The 18,727-nt window shown below is 47.5% G+C and carries 15 protein-coding genes and 1 pseudogene; 10 read left to right on the forward strand and 6 right to left on the reverse strand.

Annotated elements, in window-relative coordinates; all coding sequences use genetic code 11:
• Positions 1-89: 89 nt before the first annotated feature.
• Complete coding sequence (locus tag LBPC_RS10890; protein ID WP_041091572.1) at positions 90-1,334, reverse strand: ISL3 family transposase; 1,245 nt, start codon at positions 1,332-1,334, stop codon at positions 90-92.
• Between the two features lie 313 nt (positions 1,335-1,647).
• Here LBPC_RS10890 and LBPC_RS10895 point away from each other — a divergent pair, with 313 nt between their 5' ends.
• From LBPC_RS10895 to LBPC_RS10915, 5 genes and pseudogenes are all read left to right on the forward strand, one after another.
• Positions 1,648-2,535 (forward strand): ABC transporter ATP-binding protein, encoded by an 888-nt coding sequence (locus tag LBPC_RS10895; RefSeq protein ID WP_032781096.1) that lies wholly within the window; start codon positions 1,648-1,650, stop codon positions 2,533-2,535.
• Positions 2,536-2,537: 2 nt separating this feature from the next.
• Positions 2,538-3,809 carry an ABC transporter permease gene (locus LBPC_RS10900; RefSeq protein WP_003661940.1) on the forward strand — a complete coding sequence of 424 codons (1,272 nt, stop codon included), beginning with the start codon at positions 2,538-2,540 and terminating at the stop codon, positions 3,807-3,809.
• Positions 3,810-3,822: 13 nt separating this feature from the next.
• Positions 3,823-4,218, forward strand: coding sequence for a GntR family transcriptional regulator (locus tag LBPC_RS10905; protein WP_003566897.1), 396 nt, complete (start codon positions 3,823-3,825; stop codon positions 4,216-4,218).
• Positions 4,208-5,073 (forward strand): annotated as a pseudogene (locus LBPC_RS10910) (ABC transporter ATP-binding protein). Before LBPC_RS10905 ends, LBPC_RS10910 begins: the two are co-directional and overlap by 11 nt.
• Complete coding sequence (locus LBPC_RS10915; protein ID WP_003603109.1) at positions 5,066-5,710, forward strand: ABC-2 transporter permease; 645 nt, start codon at positions 5,066-5,068, stop codon at positions 5,708-5,710. Before LBPC_RS10910 ends, LBPC_RS10915 begins: the two are co-directional and overlap by 8 nt.
• Positions 5,711-5,817: 107 nt before the next feature.
• On the opposite strand, the gene LBPC_RS10920 is transcribed toward LBPC_RS10915, so the two are convergent.
• The gene (locus tag LBPC_RS10920; protein WP_003605773.1) at positions 5,818-6,603 is read right to left on the reverse strand and encodes a glucose 1-dehydrogenase; all 786 of its coding nucleotides are present in this window, start codon (positions 6,601-6,603) and stop codon (positions 5,818-5,820) included.
• 628 nt (positions 6,604-7,231) lie between these two features.
• On the opposite strand from LBPC_RS10920, the gene ald reads away from it, so the two are divergent.
• The 5 genes from ald (at position 7,232) to LBPC_RS10945 (ending at position 13,361) form a co-directional block, all read left to right on the forward strand.
• A complete protein-coding gene (gene ald, locus LBPC_RS10925; RefSeq protein ID WP_003661932.1) occupies positions 7,232-8,353 on the forward strand; it encodes an alanine dehydrogenase in 1,122 nt (373 codons plus the stop codon).
• A gap of 12 nt (positions 8,354-8,365) precedes the next feature.
• Positions 8,366-9,385 (forward strand): bifunctional threonine ammonia-lyase/L-serine ammonia-lyase TdcB, encoded by a 1,020-nt coding sequence (gene tdcB, locus LBPC_RS10930; protein WP_003661931.1) that lies wholly within the window; start codon positions 8,366-8,368, stop codon positions 9,383-9,385.
• A 116-nt stretch (positions 9,386-9,501) separates the two neighbouring features.
• Entirely contained in the window at positions 9,502-11,427 is a 1,926-nt protein-coding gene (locus LBPC_RS10935) for an OPT/YSL family transporter (RefSeq protein ID WP_003661928.1), read from the forward strand.
• A 13-nt stretch (positions 11,428-11,440) separates the two neighbouring features.
• On the forward strand, positions 11,441-11,797 hold the full coding sequence (locus LBPC_RS10940) for a hypothetical protein (protein WP_003566913.1): 357 nt from the start codon (positions 11,441-11,443) through the stop codon (positions 11,795-11,797).
• A gap of 136 nt (positions 11,798-11,933) precedes the next feature.
• A complete protein-coding gene (locus LBPC_RS10945) occupies positions 11,934-13,361 on the forward strand; it encodes a C69 family dipeptidase (RefSeq protein WP_016365657.1) in 1,428 nt (475 codons plus the stop codon).
• Between the two features lie 101 nt (positions 13,362-13,462).
• On the opposite strand, the gene LBPC_RS10950 is transcribed toward LBPC_RS10945, so the two are convergent.
• The 4 genes from LBPC_RS10950 to LBPC_RS10965 form a co-directional block, all read right to left on the reverse strand.
• Positions 13,463-14,794: a dihydrolipoyl dehydrogenase family protein gene (locus LBPC_RS10950; RefSeq protein ID WP_003661925.1), complete on the reverse strand. Its 1,332-nt coding sequence runs from the start codon at positions 14,792-14,794 to the stop codon at positions 13,463-13,465.
• 205 nt (positions 14,795-14,999) lie between these two features.
• Entirely contained in the window at positions 15,000-16,418 is a 1,419-nt protein-coding gene (locus tag LBPC_RS10955; RefSeq protein ID WP_003661923.1) for a DHA2 family efflux MFS transporter permease subunit, read from the reverse strand.
• 166 nt (positions 16,419-16,584) lie between these two features.
• Complete coding sequence (locus LBPC_RS10960) at positions 16,585-17,151, reverse strand: TetR/AcrR family transcriptional regulator (protein WP_003661922.1); 567 nt, start codon at positions 17,149-17,151, stop codon at positions 16,585-16,587.
• A 126-nt stretch (positions 17,152-17,277) separates the two neighbouring features.
• The gene (locus tag LBPC_RS10965) at positions 17,278-18,726 is read right to left on the reverse strand and encodes a glycoside hydrolase family 1 protein (protein WP_003661916.1); all 1,449 of its coding nucleotides are present in this window, start codon (positions 18,724-18,726) and stop codon (positions 17,278-17,280) included.
• Position 18,727: the final 1 nt, after the last annotated feature.

The raw sequence follows: 18,727 nt of genomic DNA on the forward strand, positions 1-18,727 counted from the left end.
AAAATAAAATTGGCTCTACGTCAACTGGTGTTGAAGAATAAATTTATCATTTGAGGCGGTTCTCCATTTGGGGAGCCGTCTTTGTCATGTTATGCCGTGATTTGGTAGATTCGTTTGAAGAAGTTCAGCTGATTCTTGAAGCCAAAACAGGATCGTTTGAGTGACTTGATGAGGCGGTTAACCCCTTCGATCGGACCGTTGGAATAAGGGCTGGTGACAGCGGCGAGAACAGCGACTTTGTGTCGCTTAAGCGTCGCGATCGTCATGTCCATTGCCGTACCGTTTGGCTCGTAAGTAGCTAACAGGTTTGCCAGTTCCGTGGGATGTTTCTTCACCATCAAGGCATCATGAAGCGCTAAGTAGGTCTCGTAGGTTTGCTTGAGCTTGGGCTCAGTATCAAGTGCGATATCGATGGTCTCCTGTTGCGTGACGTATTCATTCAAACCAAACAGGAACTGTTTGTGTTTAGCGTCAGGCGCAGTTTGATGAAAAAGCCGCCAGTTTGTCTTCATGATCTTATAAGGACGGCTGTGTTTGTCATCAAGCTGTTTGAGCGCTTGGACGCGTACCTGATCAAGGGCACGAGCCGCAAGTTGAATGATATGGAACCGATCAATGACGACTTGGGCCTTGGGGAAAACCTCATGAATAATCGTCTGATAAGCTGCATTCATGTCCATGGTGACCGTCTGGACCCGAGTGCGTTCAGCGAGTGAATAATGAGCGATGAAGAAGTTTTTAATCGTGCGGTTGAATCGATCACCAAGCAAGGCAATCAGACGATGTGAATCGGCATCAAGACAGATAAACGACATCATGCCATGAGTAGAACGGAACTCATCAAAGCAGAGTCGCGTGGGCAGCCGGCGAGCCGGTCGGAGTTTGAGATTTTGGTCAATGATCCGTTGAACCGAGGAAGCTGAGATTCCGATAATACGGGCGATGGTTTTGACTGGCAACCGTTCATGCGCTAACTTCATGATTCGCTCTGTCATGTGAGTGGCGATCGTGTGGTTGGGTTGCACGAGTGGCGTCTTGGCACTGACTGTGTGGTAACAGTTATGACAGCGCCATCGTTGCTTGTGCAAGTCAATGACTGTCGGCATTTCAACCCCATTGAGGACGCGCACGTGGGCCGTATAAAACCCGTTAGGGTGCAAGGCCTCAAAGCCACACAGTGGGCACCGGGTTAACCGGTAAGTCAGCTCGGCATCAATCACATGATACTGGCGGCGACGTACCCCGTTGCCGCGATATTCATGACGAACAAAGGCAACTTTGATATTATGGTCTGGTATTCCAAGGACGGACAGTGTAGGATCGTATTGGGACATTTACTCATAACCTCGCTTGCTTTTGGTTTCGACGCTAACAAGCATAGCATGGACACTGAGTAGGTGTCTTTTTGCGTTATCCAAAAAGGGCCTACACGTTCAGTGTTGATTATTTCTCAACACCAGAAAGTGTAGACCCATAAAATTTTATAGTCAGTTCTGCTGGCACCAGCAGCAAAGGATCGGCAATGTTGTCGATCGTTTTTTTTGTCCAAAAATAACCATGTTCAACTACTTGCCTTTTCTTCATCTGCTGTCTATACTGTGTATATATTACATATACAGTATAGTCACATCAAAGGAGATGTTCGCCATGCTCACTGTCACAGGCTTAACGAAACGATTTGGTTCAGCAACTGCTGTTCACGACGTTTCCTTCACGATCCAACCCGGTGAAATTCTTGGCTTGATCGGTCAAAACGGCGCTGGTAAAACGACCACTTTTCGCATGCTACTCAATTTGCTTCAAGCTGATCACGGTAATATGACTTGGAACGATCAACCGCTATCTTTGCTCAGCCGTGAGACGATTGGTTATCTCCCCGAAGAACGCGGTCTTTATCCCAAAATGACCGTTGTTGATCAGATTTGTTTTTTCGGAGAATTACATGGCATGAAACGCGCTGCGGTGATGGCTGTTCTGGATCAATGGCTGGATCAATTTCAGGTCAAAGGTAAGCCAACCGATTTGGTCAAGGATCTCTCTAAAGGTAATCAGCAAAAAGTGCAACTCATTGCGGCCATGATTCACAACCCGCAGTTCATCATTTTAGATGAGCCCTTTTCAGGCTTAGATCCGGTGAATGCTGGCTTGCTTGAAGCTGGTATTCGGCGATTGCGGGATGCTGGAAGTGCCATTATTTATTCTAGCCACGACATGGGCAATGTTGAGGCTATTTCCGATAAAGTGGTGATGTTGAAAAATGGCGAAGTCGTTTTATCAGGTGCCCTCAATGATATTCGCGATCAATTCGGCCAAACTCGCCTCTACATTCAATCTCCTCTCACCCAAGAACAATTGCTATCCTTCCCCGGCGTGGTCGGTGTCGCCCAACGCTCCCGAGGGTTTCTCGTTAAATTGGCTGATCCTCAAGCCGGTCATGACATTTTCACAGCGGCCACCCAACAAGGTTATATTCCTGAATTCAGTCAGCAAGCACCTTCCTTAGATGAAATCTTCCGAATGAAAGTTGAGGCCTAATCATGAAAAAAATGGATGTGATTTTCCGCCAAGTCTTCTTCAAGAATCTTAAAAGTAAAACCTGGTTGTGGATCGTGCTCGGTCCGTTGGTGCTGGCCGCTGTTTTCGGCGGGGTTTTTTGGCTGATGAATCAAACTAATCAAACTAGCAAAATCGGTGTCGTGACGTCCAGCCCGGCATTGACCAGCACGCTGAAAGCAAGCAGTGATGCTGATCAACGCTACATCAGCTATTCGTCAACGGCAGCGGCCAAGCGCGCGATGGCTGATGAAGATCTTGATGGGGTCTTGACCATCAGTACGCAACCAACCACCCATGCCAGCCTCATTGAACGAACTGATGGCAATGGTGTCAACCAAACCCAACTGCAAAGCGTCTTAGCACAGGCACATACTAAAGAAGTTGCGACTCAGTTGAAATTATCGACCACGCAACTGCAAAGTCTTTTCGCGACACCCCAGCTGGCCACCAGCAGTGTCTCCGTTGATAAAGGAAAACTTGTCAGCCGGTCTGCCAAAACTCAAAAATCAGGCGCTATGGTCGGGTTTATTCTCGGCATGCTGATATATACCTTTGTCATTCGCTACGCTTCCATGATGGCACAGGAAATCGGCACTGAAAAAGGCTCCCGCATTGAGGAATCCATCCTCACTGCCATCACGCCGCAAGCACAGTTTTTTGGTAAACTGCTGGGTATTTTAGCCTTGATGGCCGTCCAAATGGCGATCTACGGCGTTGTGACGCTTGCCGGTGGTCTCTTACTGCAACGTTTACCGAAGAATCCGCTATCCAGTTTGATGACGAACATTGATCTCAGCGGTATCAGCTTAAATATGCTGATTTTCAGTCTCGCTTTCTTTTTTGTCGGCACGCTCACTTACACCGTTTTAGCTGCTTTAACTGGCTCATTGGTTGCTAATCAAGAACAAATCGGCCAAGCCACGACCCCAATCGTTATGCTGGGAATGCTAGGCTATTTCGGCGCTTTGATTGTTGCTGGCGGAACCTCACCGATCCTTAACATCGCCAGCTACATCCCCTTCCTATCGACCATGATGATGCCGGTTCGCCTAGGCGCAGGACAGGTCACTGCTGTTGCCGGGTGGTCAGCATTAGGCATCAATCTCGTTTTCCTAATCTTATTCACTTGGCTCACCGTCAAATTTTACCAGACCAATGTGTTAAGCTATTCAGATGGCGGCATGTTGAAAGCTTTCAACCGCTCATGGCAACTACAACGCGCCGCCCGCAAACCTAAACCTGTTAAATCATGAAACGAGGTTAACCATGCGGATCGTTATTTCGAATCAATCCGGCAAACCGATTTATGAGCAAATTGAAGATCAGATCAAGACTGCGATTCTTTCTGGTCAATTAAAGGTGAATGAACAACTGCCATCAATTCGCAGTCTGGCAAAAGATTTACGGATCAGTGTGATCACCACCACCCGCGCTTATCACGAACTCGAAGCAGCCGGATTCATTACGAATGTGCAAGGCAAAGGCGCCTATGTTTTGGGTCAAGACAGTGCACTTGTGAAGGAAAACGCTTTGCGTGAAATTGAGACCTATCTGAATCAAGCCATCGATACTGCCAAAATGGCGCGCATTGCACCTGAAGAACTACACACGATGTTGGATACATTGATGCACACGGAGGGAGACACTGACAATGACAACTGATCTGCTAACCGTTACGAACTTGACCAAACGCTATGCCGATTATCAACTTGCTAATGTCAGTTTTAGTTTACCCGCTGGCTACATCATGGGCTTCATTGGTCCCAACGGTGCAGGCAAAACGACCACGATCAAAGCCATTTTGGATATGATCAAACCAGACTCAGGCAACATTTCGGTACTTGGTCAAACCACGCCACAAGCCCGCGAAACGATTCGCGATCAACTTGGGATTGTTTTAGATGGCGCGGTTTATCCTGACTCATGGCCAGCAGAAGCTGTCAATCGTTATGTTGGACCGTTTTTCCCTAATTGGGACACGGCTTATTTCCAGCAACTGCTGCGTGACTTTGATATTCCAACCAAGCCTAAGTATCACGATTTGTCGATGGGCACCAAAATCAAGTTACAGTTAGCGGCCGCTTTGGCACATCATCCTAAGCTCTTGATCCTAGATGAGCCCACTTCTGGCTTAGATCCGATTGCGCGTGATGAATTGATTGCCATTCTGCAAGATTTTATTCGCGATGAGCAACACAGCGTTCTTATTTCGACACACAGCATCATGGAGCTCGCTAAAGTGCGGATTATGTCACTTATCTGTTGGCTGGTAAAATCACGTTCACTGGTCCACTCAGCGATCTCCTTGACCGCTATCTTTTGATTAAAGGCGGACCGAACGATTTGACTACTGCAATCAAAGCCACCTTAATTGGGTTGCAGGAAAGTCCGGTCGGTTTCTCCGGTGTGTGGCCAGCCGACCAAGCGGCAATGTTGCCCGACAACATGATTCAGGAACCTGTCGATTTGGAAACGTTGATGATCGCGTTTGGTGAAGGAGGGCATCCCCATGCATAATGTTGCCAAACTTGTCGCCTTAGACATGGGTGCGCTTTACTCCGGCACGCATAAATACCGCTGGTGGTCATATCTGGTTGCTTTTCTGATCGTGCTCATTGCCTTCTTGAATGGTGATGCCGCCACACCACTTGCTGGCGCTATCACCGGTACTAGCGTTGGTATCTTGATGATGCCGTTTGCCAGTGTTGATCGACATGGCTTGGAACAGTTGTACACGATGCTGCCTATCCGCCGCCGAGAGATTGTCGCCAGTCACTACCTATTTGGCTTGCTCGTCATGCTGATGATTGATCTTTATGCCGCATTCATCGTTGCAGTCGGCATGATCGCTCGTTTCAACCCGATACATGACTACCATGCCATTATCTGGATGCTATTTTTCGCAACCGGCCTTGTCTTATTACAAATGACATTGTCGTTTCCTCTAATGATTGGGCTTGGCTTCCAACGTGCCCCGTTAGCTGCTTATTTACCGATTGGCATTGTGTTACTCGCCGTTTTTATTGAAGCCGGCTTAGACCTTGACTTAGCAGTCTTGCGGCCCTGGCTCACGGCGTTCTCCATACTTTTGATCGTCGCCTTTGCGTTTTCTTGGTGGCTGAGTACCTATCTATATAAAAGGCGAGAATTTTGACCTTTAAAAACCAAAAAGCCGTCACCTTGCTGCTTAGAGCAAGATGACGGCTTTTTGGTTGCTTTATTCAGTTGGCAAACAAGCAAGGCTCGTGCATGAATCACGCCTCAACCTTGACCATCTTTAAATGCCGGATATAAAGTCATCCCGCCATCAATGAATAAAGTAATGCCAGTCACATAACTGGATTCGCTGGATGCCAGCCATGCTGCACCAGCTGACACATCTTCAGGTTTGCCAATTCGATTCATCGGTACCATTGAAACTGTCTGGTCATACTGCGCCTTATCAGCAAATTTCTCGGCGTTAATCGGCGTTTCAATCGCACCAGGGCCAATCGCATTGACCCGGATCCCTTGCTTAGCATATTCCATCGCAATCGTCTGGGTAAAAAGTTTGACTGCACCTTTGGCCGCCGCATAACTCGCGAAGGTTGGCCACGGAATTTGTTCATGCACCGAGGTGATATTAATAATGTTGCCTGCCTGATGGTGTTCAAGAAAATAGTTCAGTGCAGCCCGCGCTCCCAAAAAGACGCCGGTTTGATTAATGGCAATGACTTTGTTCCAGTCCTCCAAAGAGACTTGATGCGTTGGTTCCTTGATTTCCATGCCAGCGTTATTCACCCAGACATCAAGTCCGCCAAAATGCGCCGTTGCTGTCTCAACTAAGCTAGCAATGCCATCTTCTGTGGCAACATCAGCATGGATGCTCACCGCCTGCCCGCCGTTTTTGATCACGGTGTCGGCGACTTGCTTTGCACCTTCATGATCACCTAAATAATTGATCACGACTGACATGTGCTCTTTGCCAAATCGTTCTGCAATGGCAGCGCCGATGCCTTTTGAACCACCCGTCACAATTGCAATCTTTCCGTTCAAGTCTTGATACATGCTCGCTCTTCCTCTCATGCGTGTGGTCACGCAGCGGTCACCTAGAAGGTAGGCCCTAAATTCAGTGTAGAGGTATGGTATTAGATTGTAAAACATTGTGCTGCACTAGGATGCCTTTTCAAAAGAAATCTCAAATTCCATCTAAAAAAGCCAAAAAAAAGCCAAAATAAATCAAAAACGATTTATGAGAATCATCCATCATTTGTAAACACGTGTCTTTTAGGCATTTGGGATTAAATACGCGCAAATATTATTTAGAAACAATAAAAAAGGCTCTGTATCTTTCTCTTCTCAAAAAAACCTTATCAAGACCGATTAAAGTTCCCCCGAATTATTGAGATTTTAGTACTTAGAATTAAAGAGTTCTAAAATCATTATCCAAAGTTCACTTAATCACAAGTCTTTTATGCCTCTTTTGCGTCAACAATGTTTGATATTTAAGACCAATATTCTTCTTTATACATGTTTTTTAACTACCGGCGTATAGAGGATGAATTAAGTATCCGGTGAGAAATAATCGGTAAAACTGTAAGCGGGTACATTTTATATGTGAGAAATATCACACAGTTGTTGTGCTACTTGTTGTGAAGGCCTTAACATTGCTGGTGGAAAGAAAGGACTGATTGTTGTGAAAGTTGGCGTTGTGAAAGAGCAAAAAGCTGGCGAAGGTCGTGTGGCTGTCACACCAGAAAATGTTAAAAAGCTGGTTGATGCAGGAGCGACTGTTTTGGTTGAAAAATCAGCCGGAGTCGGTGCAGGTTTTCCTGATGCAGATTACGCTGCGGCTGGCGGCACTATCGTCAGTCACGCTCAGAGTTGGGATAGTGATCTCGTTGTCAAAGTCAAAGAACCTGACGAGGAAGAATATCAGTATTTCAAACCAGGTCAGGTCGTCTGGGGATTCCAACATTTGGCCTCCTCACCTGCCACTGTGAAAGCCATGCAAGCTGCCGGCACGACAGCGATCGGCGGAGAAACCATCGTTGAAAATGGCGAGTTGGCATTGCTAAAACCGATGAGCGCTATCGCAGGTCGCCGGTCCGTCATCATGGGCGCTTATTATCTTGAAGCACAGCATGGCGGTGAAGGCATTTTATTGCCAGGCACACCGGAAGTTGCTTCAGGCACGGTTGTTATTTTCGGTGGTGGGAACGCTGCTTTTAACGCCGCCAGCTTGGCATTAGCCATGGGCTGTCGTGTCACAATCATCGAACTTAAAAAAGACCGCCGTGACTGGTTAGCGAAGCAGTTTACAGGTGAAGCCCTGACGCTCCTGCCATCGACGCCAGAGAATCTCGCCGCGGCTATCAAGACCGCCGATGTCTTCATCTCAACCATTCTGATTCCGGGCGCAAAGCCGCCGAAGTTAGTCACAACAGCGATGGTACAGTCGATGAAACCGGGCAGTGTCCTTGTAGATGTAGCCATTGATCAAGGCGGCACGGTTGAAACTATTGATGCACCAACCTCTATTGATGATCCGGTTTTCACCAAATACGACGTCATTCATTATGCCGTGCCAAATCAACCAGGCGCGGTACCGCGCACAGCAACGATGGCACTGGCAGTTGGCAACATCAAATATCTTTTGGCAATCGCAAAATCTGGGATTGATGGCGCCGTTAAAAATGATCCTGCGCTGGCTTCAGGCGTCAATCTTTATCACGGCCAAGTTACCAACAAAGGCCTTGCCGAATCATTAAACTTACCGGTTGTTTCATTAGAAACAGCGCTCAAAACGCAACATTAGGAGGTGGATAAGATGATGACCGCAACGCAAACCGTGAGTATAAAAGATGTTCAAGAGGCTAGCCATCTCATTCATGAGGTTGGCCGAGTCACACCGCTCATTCAATCCATGTTTCTTAGTCGCACCGTTACCCATGGTGATGTGTATCTCAAACTGGAAAACATGCAGCTCACAGGTTCATTTAAGTTTCGCGGTGCTTATAACAAAATCCGCCATCTCAGTGACGCCGAAAAAGCTCGTGGTGTCATCACGGCCAGTGCTGGCAATCATGCCCAAGGCGTTGCATTGACGGCTCACTTACTCGACATTGATGCGACAGTTGTGATGCCTAAAACAGCGCCATTAGCCAAACAACAAGCCACGAGCGGCTATGGTGCAAAAGTTGTCCTTGCCGGTGATACTTTTGACGAATCTCGTGCCTTCATGGAACAAAAGGCCAAGGAAGATGGCTTAACCATCGTTGACCCCTACAATGATCCATTGGTCATTGCCGGACAAGGCTCCATCGGCTTAGAGATTTTAGATCAGCTGTGGGATGTTGATACCGTCATCGTACCGGTTGGCGGTGGTGGCCTGATTACGGGGATTGCCACCGTTCTGAAACATTTTAATCCCTATATTCACATCGTTGGTGTCCAATCAGAAAATGTCCACGGTATGACGGCCTCGTTGCAAGCAGGCAAGTTGACCCGACAATGTACTGGCCCAACCCTAGCTGACGGCACAGCGGTCGCCATGCCCGGCGATATCACCTTTGGCCTAGCTGAGGAATTAGTCGATGAGATGGTACTCGTCTCAGAAGAAGAAATTGCTGAAGCGATGAAAGACCTTCTCCAACGCACCAAAACTGTGGCAGAAGGCGCCGGTGCATTACCAACAGCGGCCCTCGAGGCCCACAAAATCGCACCGCAATGGCTAGCAGGCAAGAAAGTTGTTGCACTTGTCTCTGGTGGCAACGTCGATTTGGAACGGGTAGCAGATAACATTGATCATTTGTTTAAAAGTGATCCGACTGGGCACTTCATCGGATAAAAGAGAGCGTGAGCTAGCGCGGTTTCTGAGCTAGCTCATGCTCTCACCATAACGCGCTCGCCAGCGCTGAAACCCGCGCTGGCTCGCACTCACTTTCAAAAGGGGGGTAAAGTACCATGGAAAAGACGTTTTCGAAGCACGCCGTTGCCAAGACACATTACGTGCCATACGCAGCGGAAGGTGCTAAAGAAAATAGCGGTGGCAGCACAGCGATCATGATCATGGGCGCCATTTTGGCAACGATCTTCGCAGCATCTACCGCCTATTCAGGCATGAAAGCCGGCCTAACTGTTGCTGCTGGGATTCCCGGTTCGATTATCGGTTCCGGCATGGTCGGTGTCTTTGCCAAAAAGAAAGATATTTTTGGCAAAAATCTTTTGCAAGGCATGAGCTCAGGTGGTGAATCCATCGCCAGCGGCATGATCTATGTCTTGCCAGCCATTATCATTATTGGCGGAAAAGTCAACTTCTTCGCAGGCATCGCAGTTGGCGCTTTGGCCGTATTGTTTGCTGTCGGTGTTGCGAGTTTAGTTGAAAACTACTTACTTGTCGAAGAAAACGGCAAGCTGATGTACCCAGAATCGACGGCTATCTCCGAAGCCTTAGATGCCAGTGAAGCAGGCGGCGATTCGCTTAAACATATGGGCATCGGCTTTGGCATCGGCGGTATCATCACTTTGTTGACCACTCAGGTTTTCGGCTGGGTGAACAGTGTGATGACCTTCGTCGGCAACTCGTCATATCGCTGGAAAATTTCAACAGAGGTCAATCCCATGCTAGCCGGCATCGGCTTTGTCGTTGGCTTGGATGTTTCGCTCACCATGTTCGCCGGCTCCATTTTAGCGAACTTCGGGATCACCCCGCTCATCGCTTATTTCACTCAAATGGCTGGTGGCGGTGCCCATGTTTGGAATGACACCCATATGTTGATGTCTCAAATGAACATCGACATGGTCGCTGGCTCCTATACCAAGTACATCGGCGCCGGAATGATGCTCTGCGGTGGGATCATTGGCGCCATTAAATTGATTCCTGTCATTGTCACTTCCATTAAAAAAACATTGAATGCACGCAATGATGTCGGCGAAGAAAAGAATTCGCTCGGTGTGGTTTCCCTACTTGTTGCTGCCATCGCGATCTTCATCGTCGGTGCTTTCTTAGCTGGCAACATCGTGATCGCTATCATCGCCGGTATTTTGTCACTCGTTTTAGCTTTGCTGTTTGTCATCGTTTCGGCGCGACTAGCTGGCACAATTGGTTGTTCCAATGCACCTGTATCGGGGATGACCATTGCAAGTCTCGTGGTCATGACCCTCGTGTTTGCCTTAATGGGCTGGACCGCCAACGCGCATAATGAAATCCTTTTGCTCTTTGGTGTCTTCATTGTCACCGCCATTTCAGTCGGCGGGGCCTATACCCAAACGCAAAAAGTTAATTATTTGGTCGGTGGCCGCCGCTCCGAGATGATGAAGTATTTCATGATTGCTGCCTTGATCGGTGTTGTTGTTGTCGTTGGTACAACCGTCATCCTCGCCCCGCAACTGGCCATTAAGAGTGCCAACCCACCATTCGGTCTACCACAAGCTAACCTGATTGCGACCCTAACCACTGGGATTCTCTCCGGTAATCTACCGTGGATCATGATCATCGTCGGTATCATCATTGCGATTGTCTGCTGGATGCTTGGTCTCTCCATCATGACCGTTGCCTTAGGTTTCTACCTGCCAATCTCCACGACATCCATTATCCTCGTGGGAGCCTTGCTCAAATTATTGATCGAAAAACTGACGAAAGACAAGGCCTTACGCGAAACCCGGTTATCCTCCGGTGTCTCGCTTTCCAGCGGTTTAATCGCGGGCGGTTCCATCATTGGTCTGATCGGGATTATCCTGCATGTCACTGGTGTGTTATCCAATCGTGTTCCTGCAGGCTTTGCTGGCAGTAATGGCATGGCTGTCATCTTGCTCATCATCATGGCGGCTACCATCGTCATCCCACTGATGCGAATCAAACAACCAGCGCGCAAAGCTCAAAAGCAATAAAGAGGTGTGACACATGACTGCGACTGACACATTACAACATTTGATTTATGAAAAAAATCCAGCAATTCAGTACACTAAAAAAGGCGGAAAAATCACGATTATCCGTCCACAGAATCACCCAATCCAAAAATTCTGTCGGCATTATCTACACATGAAGATTCCTGCCGTCAGTTACCTACACTTAGATGCATACGGTAGTTTTGTGTTCAGCAAGATCAATGGTCATCGCAGCGCCGCCGTTATTGGCAAAGAACTAGCCAAGAAATTCCCCGAAGCAGACGATCACCGCGATGACCGCCTGATGATCTATTTGAACCAAATTGCCAAAAATGACCACCTTATTCAGCGTCTCAACGCAAATACACGATAACGCGCTCGCAGTCGCAGAAACCTATGCATAAGGAACTTGAATCCAATAACCAAGTTTGGGCCATTTGGATTCAAGCCCGCTTATGCTCCGGTTTCTAAACGCTCCTGCTCGCGCTCAACTATTGGAGGAAATCAACATGATTGATCGTATTGAAATTTCAGCTTGCACATCCATGATGGTCGGTAAAAAAGCATCCCTTGATGGCGCGACCTACATCTCCCGCAACGAGGATCGCTTAGTCGCAATCTATCCAAAACGTTTTGTGGTTCAACCAGCTGTAACTGGCCGCAAGGAAACTTATGTATCGCCATATAACAACCTGACTGTGCCACTCCCCGAATCCGGGTATCGTTACACATCCACGCCCGATGCTGACCAAAGCGCCGGGCCAAATGAAGAAGACGGTTTTAATGAAAAGAATGTCGGCGAAAGTGCTACCGAAAGTGTTTATGCCAACGAACGGGTACTTGCTTATGATCCCTTCATCAAAAATGGACTCGCGGAAGACTCCATGACAACTTTAGTGTTACCGTTTATCAACAGTGCCCGCGATGGCGTCCGGTATCTCGGCGAACTGGTCAAAAAGTACGGTTCAGCTGAAGGCAATGGTGTCCAATTTAACGATCAAGACGAAGTTTGGTATATGGAAATTGTCACCGGTCATCAATGGGTTGCGGTTCGCATTCCTGACGATTGTTACGCAGTTGCTGCCAACCAAATCGCGATTCAGGACATTGATTTCAATGATCCGGACAACTATATGTGGGCAGATGGCATTCAAGATTTCGTCAAAGATCACAACTTGAATCCTGACGCCGATCACTGGAACTTCCGGCACATTTTTGGCACCGACACTGAAAAGGATCACCACTACAATACACCACGGGTTTGGTTCGCCCAACGCTACCTTAATCCAGAAATTGAGCAGGATCCGGAATCAGCTGAATTGCCATTCATTCGCAAGGCCAACCGCAAAATTTCCGTTGAAGATATTCAGTACATTATGAAATCCCACTTCAATGAAACCAAATTTGATCCGTTGGGTCACGGCAATGAACACGACCGCAAGACTTATCGCGCTATCTCACTTTCGCGCACGGCCAACTCGCATATTCTGCAAATGCGTGATGCCAATCAAAATGGCGCAGCCGGCGTCCAATGGGTCGGCTTCGGTATCCCGGCCTTTTGCCCGCACGTACCGTTTTTCACCAATGCAACCGATACGGATAAGAGTTATAGCGAGTTCCCAAAGAAGATGGATCTGAGCTCAGCTTATTGGCTCTATGAAGCGCTCGCGATGGTTGTCGAATCGCATTATGCTGAGTTCATCGAAGACGACTTAGCTTATCAAAAAGATCTCAATGAATGGGCACGTCGTAAAATTGCTGAAGTTGATCAAGCTGCCGCCGGGATGAGTGGCGAGGACTTAACCACGTATCTGACTGAACAAAATCATGCCATTGCCAAGCACTACAATGACACAACCCGTGATTTCCTGTTCAAGCTCATCACAATGGGCACTAACTTATCGAAGCTCACCTTCAAGATGGATCCAAATCTATAGTCAAATTTACCAACATTCAAAAAGACATCGCCGCAGCAGTTCCTGCAAAAGCGATGTCTTTTTGAATGCCGCTTATTTGTTAAAAAATTGCCGCTACAGCCTCACCGAATTTTATGCCAAGCCGCAGCACTTTCAGAAGGGAAAATATGGGCCATTTGCCACATTTGTTGCTTACTGAAGTGGAAGACAATTGCTGGTAATAAGGTGTTGATCGCATCTTCCGCTTGGGCGCTGAATTCAGTTGCGCCAACCAAATGATGATCCCGATCAAAGATGAGGATGCTATCCCCCATCGTTTCCTGATCGGTTTGATGGTACCAGTCATCCGGAATATGATTGCGAACAACTTGGTAATCGCCATCAGCAGCTTCTTCTGGCGTCACACCTACTTTTGCAATTCGCGGAGTTGTGTACACAGTCGATGGTATCGCTGGATAGTCAATGGGGTCGGTTGTCTGGCCGCTGAGCAACTGATACAGGTAATAGGATTCAAAAGTGGCCGTTGGGGTCAACTTGGGTTGTGGCTTGTCGAGCACATCCCCGGACGCGAAAATGTTCGGCACATTCGTCCGCAAATGATCGTCAACCGGGATGCCGCGTTGACTAAAGGTGACACCTGCAGCTTCTAACCCAATTTGATCATCATTAGGAATTCGACCAGTTGCATCTAACACCCAGTCAACTTGTTGTTCCTGATGATCGCCATATTGGATCGCAATGCCTTGTGCCGTCTGTTTCAATGCCTGCACATCTGCACTTGGGATAAACTTGACGCCTCTTTTGGTCATGTCTGCCATCACCGCTTTGACAAATGGCTGGTGAAATTCGCGCAACGCTTTGTCTGCATGCATGAAGACGCTGACTTCAGCTCCGGCAGCATTGGCAATCGTCGCAAATTCCATACTGATGTAACCTGATCCCAAAATGCCGATTCGTTTTGGCAATGTTTTCAAGTCCATGAACGCGCGGCTATCATGTGCTAATTCAGTTCCGGGGATGTCGAGGTGATGCGGACGGCGCCCAGTAGCGATGACAATATTTTCGGCCGTATAAGTTTTGCCAGCAACTGTGATGCTATGCGGATCAATGAATTTTCCATGCCCGTGAATGATCGTCACGCCGGTTTGTTTGAGGTTACTGCCGATATTTGTCGGCAGCGGTTTGATCACTGCTTGTTTATGTGCCACTAGCTCCGACCAGTTGATCGTGATGCTGCCGGACACGATGCCTTGCATGCGTTCGGCCATACGTTGCAACACGACTGGTGTGTCCAGCGTGATTTTTGCGTTACACCCATAATTAGGGCAAGTGCCGCCAATCATGTCGCTTTCGATCACGCCAACTTTCTTTCCTGAAGCCGCTAACGGTCCAGCACCATCGAACGCGCCGTGACCACTACCTAAGTACAAGACATCAAAATCGTATTCACTCATATTGATCCTCCTTGTGCAGTGCGTCTGTGACAACGGCTTAAGCATAACAGATTGACGACGACTCGGTCACGGACAATGAACTTTATTTTCTGATAAACTGCTCCTAGCTCATAAGCCAAAAAGACCAACAATTTCCCGCTGTACAGGGAAATTGTTGGCTTGGTTGATGGCTATTAATGAAGTCCTGTCCTGTTTCTGATACTAATTAAAGGTCGCGACTTGCCTGTGGTTTTTTGACTTGGAAGGCAACGATGAGTCCGATAATGGCAAGGATTAAGACGAACACAAAGCCAAAATGCGAACCAATTGTCAGGCCAGTTTGTCCAGCGGCTTTGGCCGAACCGAGTGCGAGCATACTTGTGGCAACAGCAGTTGAAACCGCACCGACAATTTGCTGCAGTGTGTTCAGCAAGGCACTGCCGTCTGCGCTTTCGGCACCGCTCAAACTATTCAGCCCATATGTCTGGGCAGGTGACATCGCTAACGGCGCGCCGATCATTAAGACAACATGCCCTAAAATAATCCACCATAACGGACTTTGTGCACCACTATTAAGCAATATCAACACGCCTAGGATAGCAATGACAAAACCACCGCGGGATAACCATTTAGCACCGTGGCTGTCATACATCCGACCTGCAATCGCAGAAACAGCAGCGTTCACAATCCCGCCTGGTAACATGACAAGTCCGGTCATGGCAACTGGCAGGCCCATCACCCGTTGCAGATACATCGGCAGTAAATACATCGAGGCCAGAATCACCCCAAAATCAAGCATGACGAGTAACGTTCCGACAGTAAACTGCTTATTAGCAAAAACGCGTAAATTCAGCATCGGGTTTGCTAACGATAATTGCCGCTGGGCATAAAGGACTAAACCAATAACCCCAACGAGCAAAGCAAGTCCGACTTCCAGCGAAAGCCAGCCAGCATCACTCGCCATCGTTGTCCCAACCACAATCCCAGCAAAGCCAATCGACGATTCAACAATTGACAACCAGTCGACTGGTGTTTGCGTTTGATGATAAACATTTTCCATCGAAGTTAATGTGAAAATGAAAGCCAAAACCAAGAATGGCACGAATAGCCAAAAAATGTAGTGCCAAGTGAATTTGGCAAGCACCAGCCCGGTAATCGTTGGGCCAATAGCAGGCGCAAACATAATCACCAAAGCAGCCATCCCCATGACTGTCCCTAATTTATATGGCGGGAAAATCTGCATGGCGACTGAAAACATCAGCGGCAAAATCAGCCCCGTGCCAATGCCTTGAATCAATCGCCCAATAAGCACAACCGGAAAAACAGCGCCCATCGCAGACACAACCGAGCCCAGAATAAAGGCGCTAAGTGCAAAAAGAATGATCTTTTTAGTGTTAAACCATTTTGATAAAAGGCTGGATAACGGCATGCAGATCCCGATAACCAACATATAACCTGTGACTAGCCACTGAATAGTGCCCTGTGACACATTCAACGCCGTCATTAAACTAGGCAACGCAATATTAAGCGACGTCTCTGAAAACATACCGACAAACGCCCCAATCATCAAGCCGATCATGGCCATTGCTGGATGGGCAACGTGAAAGCGAGCTTGCGGCATTTCTTTTGTTTGTGATAATTGCATGATAACTTCCTTTTTAGTGAGCGCGAGCCAGCGCGGTTAGGAGCCGCAGTGTAAGTGGCCTCGGGCGTGATGGTCGCACTTTGACCATTGCGACCAAGGTCCTTACACGCAGGTTGCTGCGCTGGCGAACGCGTTAAATGATAAAAACAAACAACTGGCATTGGCTTTATGCGGCTAATGCCAGCTTGATCAAGCGGGTCAGTTGATCCGCGGTCTGTCGCAACAAGTCAGGATTGTCTTTGGTTGCGGCAAGAATAATGGCGCCCTCAATGCTGGCTTGAATAAATTGGCCAAGTGGCTGGGCACGGTCAGGTGGAATACCGGCTGACGTGAGCTTTTTGATGTACAGCGTTTCTAACTGGGTAAAAACAGCGCTGCAAGCGGCCTGCAACTCACGATCATCGCCTGTTTCTAAGGCTATCAAGCTAATTGAATTGCCACCAAGATGCCCCTTTTCCTGCATTTCGGTCGCCATACTTTCTAGTTGTCCAGCCAGCGCAGCGTCAGGCGCCTTGTACCGATCAAGGTCCCGTTGCACATGCTCAAGAATGTGCTGGCCAGCATAAGTAATCGCGGCTTCAATCAATTGCGCTTTACCGTTTGGAAAATAATAATAAAGTGAGCCCTTTGGTGTACCACTGACCGTTAAAATCTGCGCCAAACCAGTAGCTCTGACCCCTTCTTTTTGAAAGAGACTGGCAGCCGTTGCCACCAGTTTTTCGCGTGTATCCATTTGCTACCTCCACTATTATAACAACCGGTCTATATAATACTGCTTATTTTCTGAAAATGTCAATTTTATTTTTTTATGCATGAAAAAATGACCCTCTCATCAGAAGGTCACTTTGCAAAACGATTATTAACCTAAATCCGTTCCATTGGAAGCAATCACCCGCTGATACCAGTTAAACGATTGCTTTTTGTAACGGTTTAAACTGCCTTTCCCAGCATCGTCCAGATCGACACAGATGAAGCCGTAACGTTTCGACATTTGGCCTGAAGAAGCACTGACCAGATCAATGCAGCCCCATGGCGTATAGCCCATCAGATCCACGCCATCATGAATGGCCGCACCCATTTGTTCAATATGCTGCTTCAAGTAATCAATCCGATAATCATCCTTGATTTTGCCATCAGCATCCAGTTTGTCAACGGCGCCAAGTCCATTTTCAACAATGAAAAGTGGTTTACGGTAACGTTCATATAATTGATTTAACGCGATGCGCAGGCCAATCGGATCAATCTGCCAGCCCCATTCACTCGCCTTCAAAAATGGATTTTTGATGCCACTAAGCAGGTTGCCCCCGACTTCAGCATGTTCTTTTTCAACTGTTTCGACTACGGCGGACATATAGTAGCTAAAACCAATGTAGTCAACCGGATGATTTTTCAGCAGTGTTAATTCCTCGGCTGAAAAATCAAGATCTGTGAATTTAAACCCGTTGTCCGCCATCAACGCGTCGGTATAGGCTGGGTACTCGCCGCGAACCTGCACATCGCCGCAAAAGAAATTAAATGTCTGATTTTGCTGCAAGGTCGCCAATTGATTCACTGGGTTGGCATCATAGCCGTAAGTGGTGGCATAAAGCAACATGCAGCCAACTTGAAGCTTAGGATCAAGCGCATGCCCGATTTTCACGGCCCAAGCACTGGCAACAAACTGATTGTGCCATGCTTGAAAAATTGTTTGCCTGTCATTGCCGCCATTATTGGCAACCAATCCTTGGCTCATCACCGGAAATGCCCATGCACTGTTAATTTCGTTAAACGTCATCCAATACTTTACTTGCTTAAAGTAGCGAGTCAAAACTGTTTCCGCAAAATGCTTATAAAACTCGATAAGACGTTTATTTTTCCAGCCGCCATATTTGGTCACCAGATGCAACGGCATCTCGTAATGTGAAATCGTGACAACTGGTTCGATATCGTATTTCAAGCATGTCGCAATAACCTCATCATAAAATTTCAAGCCCGAGGCATTTGGTGTTTTCTCATCACCTTCTGGGAAAATCCGTGACCACGCAATCGAAAAACGATAGCATTTAAATCCCATCTCGCTGAAAAGTTTAATGTCTTCTTTAAACCGATGATAATGATCAATGCCTTGATGGTTTGGGTAGCGATACTTGCTTTTGTCGATGGTCCAGTTGAAATCTGGCCGATTCACAATCGCAAAACGATCCTTGCCTTGTGGTAGCACATCGGCGATTGAAAGACCCTTGCCATCTTCTTGATAAGCCCCTTCAAGTTGATTGGCTGCCGTAGCACCGCCCCATAAAAAATTCTTTGGAAAATTTAGGTATGTCATT

This window comes from Lacticaseibacillus paracasei subsp. paracasei (assembly GCF_000829035.1).
GTDB lineage: Bacteria > Bacillota > Bacilli > Lactobacillales > Lactobacillaceae > Lacticaseibacillus > Lacticaseibacillus paracasei.